This window comes from Winogradskyella jejuensis (assembly GCF_900129745.1).
Taxonomy (GTDB): Bacteria; Bacteroidota; Bacteroidia; order Flavobacteriales; family Flavobacteriaceae; genus Winogradskyella; species Winogradskyella jejuensis.
The window spans coordinates 830,160-844,261 of record NZ_FQWS01000001.1 but is presented as its reverse complement, the minus strand read 5'-3'; the positions used below and the strand labels follow the sequence as shown (position 1 = coordinate 844,261).

11 protein-coding genes are annotated in these 14,102 nt (G+C 35.2%); 4 read left to right on the top strand and 7 right to left on the bottom strand.

Annotated features, from left to right (window positions below):
* The first annotated feature begins 17 nt into the window (after window positions 1–17).
* Window positions 18–788, top strand: coding sequence for an XRE family transcriptional regulator (locus BUB95_RS03980; protein WP_073083424.1), 771 nt, complete (start codon window positions 18–20; stop codon window positions 786–788).
* Window positions 789–842: 54 nt separating this feature from the next.
* On the opposite strand, the gene BUB95_RS03975 is transcribed toward BUB95_RS03980, so the two are convergent.
* The 7 genes from BUB95_RS03975 to BUB95_RS03945 form a co-directional block, all read right to left on the bottom strand.
* A complete protein-coding gene (locus tag BUB95_RS03975) occupies window positions 843–1,118 on the bottom strand; it encodes a F0F1 ATP synthase subunit delta/epsilon (RefSeq protein WP_073083420.1) in 276 nt (91 codons plus the stop codon).
* A 17-nt stretch (window positions 1,119–1,135) separates the two neighbouring features.
* Entirely contained in the window at window positions 1,136–2,644 is a 1,509-nt protein-coding gene (gene atpD / locus BUB95_RS03970; RefSeq protein WP_073083418.1) for a F0F1 ATP synthase subunit beta, read from the bottom strand.
* Between the two features lie 192 nt (window positions 2,645–2,836).
* Window positions 2,837–4,417 carry an SGNH/GDSL hydrolase family protein gene (locus BUB95_RS03965; protein ID WP_073083415.1) on the bottom strand — a complete coding sequence of 527 codons (1,581 nt, stop codon included), beginning with the start codon at window positions 4,415–4,417 and terminating at the stop codon, window positions 2,837–2,839.
* A gap of 12 nt (window positions 4,418–4,429) precedes the next feature.
* The gene (locus BUB95_RS03960) at window positions 4,430–7,201 is read right to left on the bottom strand and encodes a TonB-dependent receptor (RefSeq protein ID WP_073083412.1); all 2,772 of its coding nucleotides are present in this window, start codon (window positions 7,199–7,201) and stop codon (window positions 4,430–4,432) included.
* A gap of 183 nt (window positions 7,202–7,384) precedes the next feature.
* Window positions 7,385–9,232 carry a glutamine--fructose-6-phosphate transaminase (isomerizing) gene (glmS, locus tag BUB95_RS03955; protein WP_073083410.1) on the bottom strand — a complete coding sequence of 616 codons (1,848 nt, stop codon included), beginning with the start codon at window positions 9,230–9,232 and terminating at the stop codon, window positions 7,385–7,387.
* Between the two features lie 12 nt (window positions 9,233–9,244).
* A complete protein-coding gene (locus BUB95_RS03950) occupies window positions 9,245–10,963 on the bottom strand; it encodes a BamH family beta-barrel-assembly machinery protein (RefSeq protein WP_073083407.1) in 1,719 nt (572 codons plus the stop codon).
* An 11-nt stretch (window positions 10,964–10,974) separates the two neighbouring features.
* Entirely contained in the window at window positions 10,975–11,784 is an 810-nt protein-coding gene (locus BUB95_RS03945; protein WP_073083405.1) for a glycogen/starch synthase, read from the bottom strand.
* 109 nt (window positions 11,785–11,893) lie between these two features.
* On the opposite strand from BUB95_RS03945, the gene panC reads away from it, so the two are divergent.
* Genes panC through BUB95_RS03930 form a run of 3 tightly spaced genes read left to right on the top strand, consistent with a single transcriptional unit; the run spans window position 11,894 to window position 14,073 of the window.
* Window positions 11,894–12,745 (top strand): pantoate--beta-alanine ligase, encoded by an 852-nt coding sequence (gene panC / locus BUB95_RS03940; RefSeq protein ID WP_073083402.1) that lies wholly within the window; start codon window positions 11,894–11,896, stop codon window positions 12,743–12,745.
* Between the two features lie 13 nt (window positions 12,746–12,758).
* Window positions 12,759–13,109 carry an aspartate 1-decarboxylase gene (gene panD / locus BUB95_RS03935; RefSeq protein ID WP_073083401.1) on the top strand — a complete coding sequence of 117 codons (351 nt, stop codon included), beginning with the start codon at window positions 12,759–12,761 and terminating at the stop codon, window positions 13,107–13,109.
* A gap of 4 nt (window positions 13,110–13,113) precedes the next feature.
* Complete coding sequence (locus BUB95_RS03930) at window positions 13,114–14,073, top strand: lysylphosphatidylglycerol synthase transmembrane domain-containing protein (RefSeq protein WP_073083399.1); 960 nt, start codon at window positions 13,114–13,116, stop codon at window positions 14,071–14,073.
* Window positions 14,074–14,102: the final 29 nt, after the last annotated feature.

The window sequence follows — 14,102 nt, the reverse complement described above, 5'->3', positions numbered from 1 at the left end:
GTTAAATATAATTTTTAATGAAGCCCATTCAAGCCAACATAAAGCATCTTAGAACTTTAAAGCAATTATCCCAAGAACGTTTTGCAGATGACCTTAATTGGACACGTTCCGTTGTTGGGTCTTATGAAGAGGGAAGAAGTGAACCACCAATTGAGCGGTTGATAGATTTATCCAATTATTTTGATATTCCCATAGATATTTTGGTGCGTAAGGATTTACGAAAGGCAAAGGATACTTCTTTTATAGAAGTCGGTAATAAGCGCGTACTATTTCCTGTGACGGTAAATGAAAATAACGAAGACCTTATAGAAATTGTACCAGCAAAAGCCTCTGCAGGTTATTTGTCTGGCTACGATGACCCAGAATATATAGAACAACTACAAAAAATTAAGCTACCGTTTTTACCTACTGGAACGCACAGGGCATTTCCTATAAAAGGCGATTCCATGTTACCGGTTAAGGATGGGTCTTTTATAGTAGCAAAATTTATAGAAGATATTGCAGATATTAAAAGCGGGAAGACGTATGTCGTATTAACTAAGGACGATGGTTTGGTTTACAAACGTATCTACCTTCCTGAAAATGACAAACAACATTTATTACTTAGCTCAGATAACAAAACGTATCAACCTTACTTGGTTGCTAAAGACAGCATATTGGAACTTTGGGAATTTACCTGTTGCATCAATACCCAAGAGTATGATGAAAAGGAATTAAAACTCAGTAGTATTATGATGATGTTTCAAGAATTAAAGGTAGAATTAGAGGCTGTAAAACAAATGCAATAAAAAACGCGAAGCAATTGCTTCGCGTTTTTTTATGGATTAATAATTCTTGCAAAATTAATCTGCAAGGATAATTATTTTATTGTCGTTAATCTCTAATGTCCCAGAGTTGATAGCTAACATGGTTTTACCATCTTCTTTGGTAAACTTGTCTTCAACATCTTCTTCAAGAGAAATATCGCCACTAATCTTTACATTACCAGCTTTAAGAATAGATACAATAGGAGCGTGGCTATTAAGCATTTCAAATTCGCCATTTGCACCTGGAACAGTAACACTTGTTACTTCTCCGCTAAACAATGTAGCTTCTGGTGATACTATTTCTAAATACATAGTTTTGAAGTTTTAGATTAAGCTTCAGCTAACATTTTCTCTCCAGCTTCGATAGCTTCTTCAATAGATCCCTTGAGATTAAATGCAGCTTCTGGTAGGTGGTCTAATTCACCATCCATAATCATGTTAAAACCTTTGATAGTTTCTTTAATGTCAACTAATACACCTGGGATACCTGTAAACTGCTCTGCTACGTGGAAAGGCTGAGATAAGAAACGTTGTACACGTCTTGCACGACCTACAGCAAGTTTGTCCTCTTCTGATAATTCTTCCATACCAAGGATAGCAATAATATCTTGTAATTCTTTATAGCGTTGTAATAACTCTTTTACACGTTGTGCACAGTTGTAGTGCTCATCCCCTAAAATATCAGCAGTTAATATACGAGACGTAGAATCTAATGGGTCTACCGCAGGATAAATACCAAGCTCAGCAATTTTACGAGATAATACAGTTGTTGCATCTAAGTGAGCAAACGTTGTTGCTGGTGCAGGATCCGTTAAATCATCCGCAGGCACATATACCGCTTGTACAGATGTAATAGATCCTTTTTTAGTAGATGTAATACGCTCTTGCATTGCACCCATCTCTGTTGCTAATGTAGGTTGGTAACCTACCGCAGATGGCATACGACCAAGCAGTGCAGATACCTCAGAACCAGCTTGTGTAAAACGGAAAATGTTATCTACGAAGAAAAGAACATCTTTTCCTTGTCCGTCTCCAGCACCATCACGGAAATATTCTGCTATAGTTAATCCTGAAAGTGCTACACGAGCACGAGCTCCAGGAGGCTCATTCATTTGTCCGAAAACGAAAGTGGCTTTAGAATCTTTCATAGCTTTTTTATCAACTTTCTGAAGGTCCCAACCGCCTTCTTCCATAGAATGCATAAAGTCATCACCATACTTGATAATTCCTGACTCTAACATCTCACGAAGCAAATCGTTTCCTTCACGTGTTCTTTCACCAACACCTGCAAATACAGAAAGACCACCATGACCTTTTGCAATATTATTAATCAACTCCTGAATTAATACTGTTTTACCTACACCAGCACCACCAAATAATCCAATCTTACCACCTTTTGCATAAGGCTCAATAAGGTCGATTACTTTAATACCTGTAAATAAAACTTCTGTAGAAGTTGATAAATCTTCAAACTTAGGTGCGCTTCTGTGAATTGGAAGACCAGCATCACCAGCTTTAGGCAAATCACCTAAACCATCAATAGCATCACCAATAACATTAAATAAACGTCCATAAACATCTTCACCTATAGGCATTTGTATCGGAGCACCAGTAGAATTAACTTCTGTACCTCTACTTAAACCATCCGAAGAGTCCATTGCAATAGTACGTACAGTATCTTCACCAATGTGAGATTGTACCTCAAGTACTAATGTTGAACCATCTGGTCTATTAATTTCTAACGAATCATAAATCTTTGGAAGCTCTGAACCAGCAGCGAATTCAACATCGATAACTGGACCTACAATTTGTGCAACTTTACCTGTAACTTTTGACATTACTTATATGTTTTTGTTTTGCAATAGTTTAAAAATGAAAACCGAGACTATCTCATAATGAAATTTAGCTCTGTTTTTCGCGCTGCAAAGATAGAGTTTTATTTAAAAAATGCGGCCTTTTTTGTCAAGCTTTTTTACATAAAAAAAGCACGCTAATTTTTAGCGTGCTTCAAGTATTATTTATTCAGGATTTTACTGTAATAATCCTGGCGAATAATTAGTATTATATGTCGAAACATCTACAAGATTACCCGAGGCTTCAAAATTTGTGCCGTATGCTGCATCTATAGCTTTCAGCATTTCATTTGCAATTAAAGCGTAACCTCTAGACGTTGGGTGAACACCGTCTAATGAGAATGCACCACCTGTAACTAAGTCAGAAGTTAATACTTGTCCACTAGTTTCTATACCAGAAGAAGCTAATTGGTCTAATAATGTGTTGGCATCTAATAAGGCAAAACCGTTTGCATTTGCAACAGCAGAAATTACACCATTATATTGAGCAGTTGCATCAGCAATTTCATCTTGCTCTTCAGGAGTTAAAACCCATCTGTCTGATAAAGGAATAGCTACGCCATTAACGGATAATGGATTTCCAGGTACAGCTAAAGTACCGATAAAAGAAGCTGCAGGTAATACCAATAAGTCTTCTGCTGTAGCTTGTCTCATATTTGTTAACCCAGGGTTAATGCCAGTTAAATCAGTCAAGTCTTCATCTATAATTACAACTGCATTGCTTGAGCCTGCTTCAAAACTTATAGTTCTTCTAGCAATTTCAGCGTCTGCTTGTTCTTGTGTTAAAGGCGTATTAGCCACCAAAAAAGCAAAAGCTTGAACAATTCCATTATTATATGCAGAATAGGCTTGATTAACTGCACCTGCAGTAGCAGCATCTAAAGGAACTGGGTTGTGAGGCACTGTTGTAAAATGCGGTATAGCTGTAACATTAGGTATGTTTCCTAAAATACCTTGTACTCCAGGAACATTTCCTGCGATACTAGCAACTATAGCTTGGTAGGTTTGCTCGAAACCAACACCTGGAGGACCAGCCATTGGCGTAATTGGGTTAGAACCATCACCACCAGAGAGTGCATAACCTAATACATCGTTATTTCCTATCCACAAGGACATAAATGATGGTTGCTGTGCTATGGTTTCCTCAACTATTGAAGCATTAGGATTGTTAGATTGATTATTATTAGTCATTCTCACATAATAAGGATTGGCTGTAGCAGGCATTGCAAATACACCACTTAAATTACCATAACCTGGCGCTAATAAATGAAAACTTTTAGCACCTGGAACTCCTAAGTTATTAAAAGGACCACTAGGATTGTTTAATACGATATCGGTTGTTGGAGCGGCAGATGGAACTAAAGCTTGTAAAGGAGCTGGACCAGAGCCATCAAAAACTAATCTTGGACCAAAACCAGGCAATTGATTTCCGCCTGCTAATAGACCACCTACATTATCATTCATTAATGGTTGCGTAAAAGAACCTCCGTTAGCTAAAGCAGCAAACTGTTGTGCCATAATCGCGGGCGTCGAATTTTCTTGTCCCGCTTTGTATAAAGCACCATCTGCAAAACCAGCAGTTAATGAGTTTCCTAGAGATACAAAGTTTGATACATCTAAAGATCCTGCAGTAAAATCTACGGCAGCGGTAGGTTCTTGGTCATTACCTCTATTTCTAAGCTCGTCTAATTCTTCATTTTCACAGGCAATAAAGCCTAATGCTAGTAATGATAGTGTTATATATTTAAAATTTTTCATTAGTGTATATTATTAAAGATTATTAATAGTTAATGACAAATAATATTGAGAGCCTATTAAACCAGTACCAAAAGCGGTAAAGTATTCTTTAGCTAAAAGATTCGTAGCCCCTGCTTTTAATGTTGATTTTAAACTTGGTATTCTGTAATTAACCTGTGCGTCTAATACATTGAATGCAGGTATTTCTCCATTACCAAATGATGCTTCCCAGAAGTAATTATCACTCCATCTCCATGCTACATTAAATCCTAAGTTTTTAATTAAATCTGTTTTTCCAAATCCTAATTTTACTTTATGCTCTGGTGTGTTAAAATTAGTCTGGAAGTTTGGATTTCCAGCAACATCAAAATCTAATCGTGACCATGTGTAATTTGCATTTATATCAAAACCACCAAATATCTTAGTAGAAACTGAAACTGAAGCACCGTATGAATTAACAGTTTCATCGGCATTTGTATAGGTTTGGTAACCAACAGTATCTCCGTTTTGCAAAGCACCAAGTGCTAATTGCGTTTGTGGATCAGTAACATCTAAAACTCCGTCACCATCTGGGTCAACGTTTCCGTATAAAGGCGCAATAACATTTTCGTTGGCTAAGAAATCGTTATAAGTACTATAATATGCTGATGCATCAATAACAAAACCTTCTACTTTACCACGGTAACCTAACTCAAATGAAGCTACTTGTTCAGGCTCTGTAAAGTTTGAATTACCAACAACAAGATTACCATTTTGATCTTGAGCAAAAGAATTTGTGTAAGCAGCCGCTCCGGTTTGAGGAAGTAAGGCTGGTTGGCCTAAATTATTTTGAGCAAACTGGCTGACCCCATAATCTCTTGTAAAACGATTACCAATATCAGTTGCTCCACCAATTAATGTACCTGCATTAGTTTCTAAACCAATATATAGTGCTTGTGTATCTGGATTTCTAAATCCAGTCTGGAAAGATGCACGGATGTTGTGGTTTTCATTAACTGTTAATCCTGCAGAAATTCTTGGGGAGAAGAAGCCATCAAATAATTCTGACTTATCATATCTTACAGAACCCGTCAGTTTTAATTCTAAATTTTCATTTAGTTCTAAAGAACGTTGCAGTTGTGTGTATATACCTAATTCGGAATATGTAATTGGACCTTCAGCATCTGCATAGATGGTTCCAAAAGAGTTTAATCTATATGTTCTGTAAGAACCACCTACTTGAACTTCAGCAAAGTCGAAAGTTTCTCCAAAATTGTAGTTAGCATCTCCATGGTATATCTTAGAATTATCTTTAAATCCAGCACCTGTTAAGAAGTTAGTATCACTAGTAACTCTATCAAATGCTTGCTGAAACTCTTCAGAACCAACTGCTGGGATACCACTTTCTGCAACAGCACGTGAAGCAGCATGTTTTTCAGCATCTGTCAAGCCTTGAGGGTTACCAGACAATTCAATACCTGCGTATGTAGCTATGTAATCTCCAAACCAATCTGCATGCGATTTTAATTCATTTAATAAGTTAGGACCTAAAACATCCATTACGTATGTGTCACCAGCCTTATCAGAAGTAACATACCCTCTAACAAAGAAGTTGTCGTTTCTTACTTCTAACTTATGTTGCTGTAAGGAAAAGCCATCAATTCTATATCGTTGAGCTCCTTGATAAATAGTAGAACCAGTACCAACTTTACCTACATATTGTATTTCGAAATCGTTAGCCCAAGGACGGAAATATAAACCCCAATCTGCTTTAATACTTTCGGCAGAGTAGTCAGTTAAATCTTGTTCTACAAATCCAGTACGACTAACTACAACATCCGGTATTACACCTAGTCCAGAAAGGTCTCTTATATTAGCTGCTACTTCATCTCCGTAAACATTAACACCATTGTAGTTTATATTAGATTCTCTAGTTCCTCCAGGTAAATTTTTGTCATCTATATTATTAGCAAACCAATCAGTTCCTTTTAAATATCCAAAGTTTACTTTTGCTGCAAATTTATCACTGAATTTATGAGACATACTTATACCAAAATCTGTATAAGAATTATCTCCAGCAGCTTCTTGGGAAGTAATACCTTGTTTAAAGTAACCTCTAATTCCTTGGTGGTCAAAAGGGTTTTTACTAGTCATAAATAAGATACCGTTAAATGCATTAGCTCCATATAAAGCAGAAGAAGCACCTGGAAGAATTTCAACACTTTGTACATCAGTTTCGACCATGCCTAATAAATTTCCCAACGGAAAGTTAAGCGCTGGTGCAGAGTTGTCCATACCGTCCACTAATTGCATGAAACGTGTATTTGCAAATGTAGCAAAACCTCTCGTGTTAATTGATTTAAAGGTTAAACTGTTTGTATTGATATCTACACCTTTAAGGTTTTCCAACCCACCATAGAAATCTGCGGATGGTGTATTTTTAATCTCTTTTAAGCCAAAGCGTTCAACGGTTACAGGAGACTCGAAAATACGCTCTGGTGTTCTAGATGCAGAAATAACAATCTCATCCAGCTCGTTACCCTCAATCATTTTTACATCTACCGTTTGATTGTTAGATGTAACGTCTAAAGTTTGAGTTTCGAAACCTGTGTAAGTTACTACAAGTTTAAAAGGAGGTGCTTGGTCAGTTGTGATGATATATTTACCATCAAAATCTGAACTTGTACCAATTGTTGTCCCTTCAATAATAATATTAGCACCAGGTAGGGGTTGCCCTGTGTTATCCGTAATTGTTCCTTTAACTGTGGTTTGTGCAAAAGAAATCACAGATAAAAGCATTACAAAAAGCTTTAAGGTTGTCTTCATGTTAAAGAATTAGTTAATTTATTAGATTGCCAATTTAAATAAATATATGAAAAGATGATAAGAAAATACGCTAAAATTATGCACGCATAGCAGTTTTTTGGCAATAAACGCTATGTAAAAACAAAAAATCCATAAAATAAGTCACTTATTTTATGGATTTAATAAAATTTTAAATGTGTAAATTTACTCTACAGTGACCGATTTTGCTAGATTTCTAGGTTGGTCTACATTTTTGTTTAACATCACTGCAATATGGTATGATAATAGTTGAAGTGGAATAGTAGTCAATAAAGGACTAAGTGACTCTAAAGTTTCAGGGACTTCAATTGTATGATCAGCTAGTTTTTTTACATCTGTATCGCCTTCAGTTACAATTGCAATAATTTTACCCTTTCTAGATTTTATTTCTTGAATATTGCTGACTACCTTCTCATAGTGTCCCATTTTTGTTGCTATAACAAAAACAGGCATTTGCTCATCAATTAGGGCTATAGGGCCATGTTTCATCTCAGCGGCAGGGTAACCTTCAGCATGAATATAAGATATCTCTTTTAGTTTTAGAGCACCTTCCAAGGCTACAGGGAAATTGTAGCCGCGTCCTAAGTAAAGACAGTTTGTAGCATCTTTATAAGTTTCAGCAACTGCTTTTATGTGTGTGTCTGATTCGAGTGCTTTAGAAACTTTATCTGGGATTAGTTCTAACTGTTCTAAGTGATAATGGAAATCAGAATTTGAAATAGCTCCTTTTTCTTTAGCTAACTTTAAAGCAATTAAAGTAAGAACAGTAATCTGAGTTGTAAACGCTTTTGTTGAAGCTACGCCAATTTCTGGTCCTGCGTGTGTGTAAGCACCTGCATCTGTTTCTCTTGCGATACTTGAACCCACAACATTACATACTCCAAATACAAACGCACCATGTTGCTTAGCTAATTTTATAGCCGCTAAAGTATCTGCTGTTTCGCCAGATTGCGATATAGCAATAACCACATCTTTATTTGTAATGACTGGATTTCTGTATCTGAACTCAGAAGCGTATTCTACCTCAACAGGTATTCTTGCAATGTCTTCAAATATATATTCTGCAACTAAACCAGCGTGCCAAGAGGTGCCACAAGCAACAATAATTATACGATTAGCGTTAAGAAATTTTTCTTTATGATTTTCAACACCTGCCATTCGTATAATGCCATCTTTGGCGAGTAATCGACCTCTGTATGTGTCTTTTATAGCATGAGGTTGTTCGTATATTTCTTTAAGCATGAAATGGTCGTAACCTCCTTTTTCAATTTGCTCTAAATTGAATTTTAACTCCTGCATGAGAGGATTTACAAGCGAATCGTCCTTGATTTTTCTGATTTTTATTTTCTTACCAAGACGTACAACCGCCATTTCTTCATCTTCTAAATAAATGGCGTTTTTGGTAAATTCTATAAACGGAGAAGCGTCACTTGCTATAAAGAATTCCTCATCACCAACTCCAATGGCGAGTGGACTTCCTAATTTGGCAACAACAATTTCATTAGGTTTATTTTTATCAAAAACGGCAATGGCATAAGCTCCTACTACTTCATTAAGTGCAATTTGTACGGCTTTACCAAGCTTTACATTTTCCTTTTTCTTTACCTCTTCAATTAGGTTAATTAAAACTTCCGTATCTGTGTCTGACTTAAACGTATAGCCACGCTTGATTAATTCGGTTTTAATAGCTTCATAATTTTCGATGATGCCATTGTGTATAATTACCAAATCTCCAGAATTTGAATAGTGCGGATGAGAATTTACATCATTTGGAACACCATGAGTTGCCCAACGCGTGTGACCAATACCTAAACTTCCTGATGTAGAAATTTCGTTTTCAAGTCTTTCTTTTAAGTCGGCAACTTTACCTTGAGTTTTAGATAGTTTTATATTACTTCCGTCATAAAGTGCTATTCCGGCACTATCATAACCTCTATATTCAAGTCTTTGGAGCCCTTTGAGTATGATGGGGTATGCTTCTCTATGGCCAATGTATCCTACGATTCCACACATATAACTAATATATTAATTTGGGCAATTACTATCTGTTTCTAAACACGTATAGAATATTTCTAAAAACAAGCGTTCATTAATTTCATTATTAGAATCTGCGCTACCATATAATATAGTACCTCTTGGTGTTATAATAGAACTTACAGGAACAGTTTCGTCATTATTAGTGGATGTTTGTACCATATATTGTGGGACAGTAGCTTCAAGATTTACATTACCAGAAACAGCTAAACCAAGTTCTATATTATCTGTATTATTCAACAAGAGATTATTTATATGTGAAGTAATTCTCATTTTGTACCTAAAACCATTCCCTTCATCATCCCTCTCTAATATACCTAGGTGATTAGGAATGGAAATTTGAGGTAATGTATTGTTCTGTGAGTCCTGAAAATAATCAGCTAGAGGCGAGCCATTGGTTTTGTTATATAAGTAAAGTCTTTCGGGTAATTCATTATTTGCCATTTCACCAATGATATCTTCTTGATTTACATAAAAAATTAGATTAGCCTCATTTATGAGTCTTTTGGCAGATTCGAATTCACCCTCACTATTTAGAGTTACAAATTCATTTCTCCAAGTTTCAAATACATTATCAGTAGTGGGGTCATCGTCATTAGTTTCTCCATTAAATAATTTAATGGTTGCTACAGAGCCTTCTCCACCTTTGAGAAATAGTTTTTCATCACCATTAACATCATCGCCGTCAGCAAAAGGAATAGTGTAATCATTCTCGAAGAAATTTACACGAGTAGGGCCAAACGTAAGAACATATGTTGCTTGATTTCTTTCACCTTCTTCTGTAGGAGATTCAAAAGAGTAATGTAATGTTATGTTTGCATCTTGCTGAGCTAAATTTAAAATCATAAAAGAACCATCGTTCTGGTACGGTTCAGCTTTGAAAAATAGACCTCTAAAGTAATCGTTAAAATTATTGGAGTTACTGAGAGTCGACTGTGTTTCTTGGGCTAAAATTTTAGTCATCCAATAATCAATAACATCTTCATCTTCGCTATTATCTTTTGTCCAAACTTCTCGGATTCTAGGTGATAATCTTTGTGTGATTTGAGGCTCAGTTTCATCACCGTCAGTTAAAATGATTTCTTCATCGCTAATTACTAAAGAATCAATAACGGCTATGGTTGTTGATTCTAAATCTATACTTGTGATAGGTTCGTTTATAGATGCAGACTTATTAGAGAAGTATGACTGGCTCTCGTCAAAATCTCCATTAGGATTAAAGTCCCTTAGAAAATAATTATTTTCAAAAATACTTAATTTAATTGCATTTAAATCATTCGACGAAAAAACAGAATCTAATCTATATTCAAGACTATTCTCTTCAGAAATACCTGTATTAGTACTAAAAAGGGGAATTGTTAAAACTACTGAGTCTAATGAAATTTCGTCTTCTGTACCTTCAACCCCAAAAGTTGGATTAACGAGATTGTTACTCACTTGAGTTAAAACACTAGCAATTGTATGACCATAGATTGGATCATCATATACTCCGAGCATATTAATTCCAAGACCATTAGTTTGTATGGGGTCTAGCCTGTTTGTAAAACTTATTACCTCATACTTCTCTGAAGTAGTATTGAAATTAGTAGCTGTATCTTCATTAATTATGTCTGAGTCAATTGTTGCAAAATCTTTATCACAAGCAATCACTCCAAAGCCAATAACAATGGCTATTGTAAAATTTCTTAGGGCAATTTTATTTAATCTCATAAATACTTTAACTATTGAAGTACACTGTTGGTATAAAATTCTGAATATGGTTCTGCAAACTCCTCAGGAGAGTGGTAACCAAGTGTAGGCTTGTCTAAACCATCGATGTAACTATCTAATTCTTTTGGTAATACTTCAGAGCCTTTTATAACTGCATCAGAATTGTCTATTGCAATTTTCATTAAATTAGTATAATTAGGCTCAGACAATGGTTTAATAGCTTCTTCATCAAGACCATCAAAACTTACTTTCTTTTTCATGTCTTTATCTAACGAACCTTCAAAGTTTTGATTGTATACCGAAGTCACAATTTTACTTTCTGTAAATAAAGGTTCAGTTTTATAAAACTCTTTTAAATAAAGTGGCAATAATGATGCCAACCAACCATTAACATGAATAATGTCTGGTGCCCAATTTAGTTTCTTTACTGTTTCAATAACGCCTTTTGCAAAAAATATAGCACGTTCGTCATTATCAGGGAAGAGACTTCCATTTTCGTCAGTCAGTGTTGCCTTGCGTTTAAAATATTCTTCGTTATCTATAAAGTAAACCTGAATACGTTCTTTGGGTATAGAAGCTACTTTTATAATCAAAGGCATATCCATGTCATTAATAACAAGGTTAATACCAGATAATCTTATAACTTCATGTAATTGATGTCTGCGCTCATTGATATTTCCAAATCGCGGCATAAATATTCGTATCTGCCCTCCTTGTTTATTTACCATTCGTGGCGCTTCAAAAGACATTGAAGAAATCTCGGTTTCTGGTAAATACGGAACTACCTCAGAGGACACATATAATATTCGTTTATCTTTCATAAAGTGATTGATTTAGAAATTCAAAGTAAAAAACATGCAAAATTACAAAAATTTATGCGATTTGCTAGTAAAATCTTAAGTTTGCACCCGTTAAACTTATGTTACAGAGTTGAAAATTTTTCATAAAAAATCGGATTTAATACATTTTGTAAAATTTCTAAAAGCTGAAAGTCAGTTTATTGGTTTTGTGCCTACCATGGGTGCGCTTCATCAAGGGCATTTATCTCTAGTCAATTTTGGATTAAAGAATAACGATTACGTAGTAGTAAGTATTTTTGTAAACCCTACTCAGTTTAATAACGCTGAAGATTTAGAAAAGTATCCCAGAACTCTTGAAAGGGATGTAGAATTACTTAAAACAGTGTCAGATTCAAAGATATTTGTCTACGCTCCTAGTGTAGAAGATATTTATGAAAGCAATACAGTGTCCCAAAGTTTTAAGTTTGATGGGTTAGAGTATGAAATGGAAGGAGCCTTTCGTCCAGGGCATTTCGATGGCGTGGGTACAATTGTAAAACGCCTTTTAGAAATTGTTCAACCAGACCATGCGTATTTTGGTCAAAAGGATTTTCAGCAGTTACAAATTGTAAAAAAGCTGGTAGAACTTCATAAAATACCAACTAAAATAATAGGTTGCCCAATTTTTAGAGCATCAGATGGTTTAGCTATGAGTTCTCGTAACGAAAGATTGAAGCCAGAGTACAGAGCAGCAGCGCCATTTATCTACAAAACATTAAAAACTGCCAAAGCAAAGTTTGGCACAAAAAGTGCTAAAGCAGTTACGGAATGGGTGACGAAGCAATTTGAAAGACAAGAGCTTTTAGAGCTAGAGTATTTTTTAATTGCGGATGTAAAAACCCTAAAACCAGTAAAAAGAAAATCAACAAAAAAAACATATAGAGCTTTTATAGCTGCATATGCAGACGATATAAGATTAATAGATAATATCGCCCTAAATTAATTACCTTTGCCTCATGCAAATTCAAGTAGTAAAATCTAAAATTCATCGCGTAAAAGTTACAGGTGCAGACCTTAATTATATTGGTAGCATTACTATTGACGAAGACTTAATGGACGCTGCAAATATTATTCAAGGTGAAAAAGTACAAATTGTTAATAATAACAATGGTGCACGTCTTGAAACATATGCTATTCCTGGTCCACGAAACAGCGGAGAGATAACACTTAATGGTGCTGCTGCGCGTTTGGTAGCTCCTGGTGATGTGCTTATACTTATTACCTATGCTTTTATGGATATAGAAGACGCCAAAGTCTTTAAGCCCTCTTTAGTATTTCCTAATGAAGAGAATAATCTTTTAAAATAGTTCCTTGCAACCAAAACTTAAAAAAGTATTAACCATTGCTCTACCCATTTTATTGAGTATTGGCCTGGTTTGGTATTCTTTAAGTAAAGTTCCCTTAGATAAAATTATAGAAGAGGCTAAGAATGCTGACTATCGTTGGATTTTACTAAGCGTATTTTGTCTTACATTAAGTCATATGTCCAGAGCTTATCGTTGGCTCTTTATGTTAGAACCTTTAGGATATAACGTAAAGTTTAAAAATAGCCTTATGGCCGTTTTTGCTACATATCTTATAAACTATGGTATCCCTAGGTCTGGAGAAGTGGCTAGGGCATCAATTTTAACCAATTATGAAGGTGTTCCTTTCGAAAAAGGTTTTGGAACTATTATAGCTGAGCGTGTTGCAGACATGATTGTAATGCTTATTATCATCCTGATAACCTTAATACTTCAATTTCAGTTTATAGTTCAGTTTTTTTCCGAAAAATTAAGTGTAAAAACACTTTTAATACTAGGAGTTATTGGAGTTGTAGGGTTAGTAGTTTTATTCGCTTTTAGGAAAAGTGAGATTAAAATAATTCAAAAAATAAATAATTTTATAAGAGGACTTATTGAGGGAGCATTAAGCATCTTTAAAATGAAGAAAAAGTGGGCTTTTATTGGTCACACGCTTTTTATTTGGGGGATGTATCTGTTAATGTTCTATACAACTACTTTTGCTTTCGATAGTTTAGAAGGTATTCCAATAGCAGCGGTTTTAATAGGATTTATTTCAGCAAGTTTTAGTATTGCTGCAACTAATGGTGGTACTGGCGCTTATCCTGCAGCAGTTTACGCGGCATTTTCAATTTTTAATATTGCTAAAAATCCTAGTTTTGCCTTTGGTTGGGTGCTTTGGGGCTCGCAAACTTTGATGACAATTATTTTAGGCGGACTTTCATTGATATACTTGCCAATCTATAACAGAAAGCACACTATGGTTTAGAAATATTTTTTACCTTGCCTTAGTAACCC

Bases quoted from the DNA above. Each gene is read 5' to 3' on its own strand.
- panD (WP_073083401.1), top strand. From the start codon at position 12,759: ATGCAAATTCAAGTAGTAAAATCTAAAATTCATCGCGTAAAAGTTACA.
- BUB95_RS03960 (WP_073083412.1), bottom strand. From the start codon at position 7,201: ATGAAGACAACCTTAAAGCTTTTTGTAATGCTTTTATCTGTGATTTCT.
- BUB95_RS03980 (WP_073083424.1), top strand. From the start codon at position 18: ATGAAGCCCATTCAAGCCAACATAAAGCATCTTAGAACTTTAAAGCAA.
- BUB95_RS03975 (WP_073083420.1), bottom strand. From the start codon at position 1,118: ATGTATTTAGAAATAGTATCACCAGAAGCTACATTGTTTAGCGGAGAA.
- BUB95_RS03965 (WP_073083415.1), bottom strand. From the start codon at position 4,417: ATGAAAAATTTTAAATATATAACACTATCATTACTAGCATTAGGCTTT.
- BUB95_RS03945 (WP_073083405.1), bottom strand. From the start codon at position 11,784: ATGAAAGATAAACGAATATTATATGTGTCCTCTGAGGTAGTTCCGTAT.
- BUB95_RS03950 (WP_073083407.1), bottom strand. From the start codon at position 10,963: ATGAGATTAAATAAAATTGCCCTAAGAAATTTTACAATAGCCATTGTT.
- glmS (WP_073083410.1), bottom strand. From the start codon at position 9,232: ATGTGTGGAATCGTAGGATACATTGGCCATAGAGAAGCATACCCCATC.
- atpD (WP_073083418.1), bottom strand. From the start codon at position 2,644: ATGTCAAAAGTTACAGGTAAAGTTGCACAAATTGTAGGTCCAGTTATC.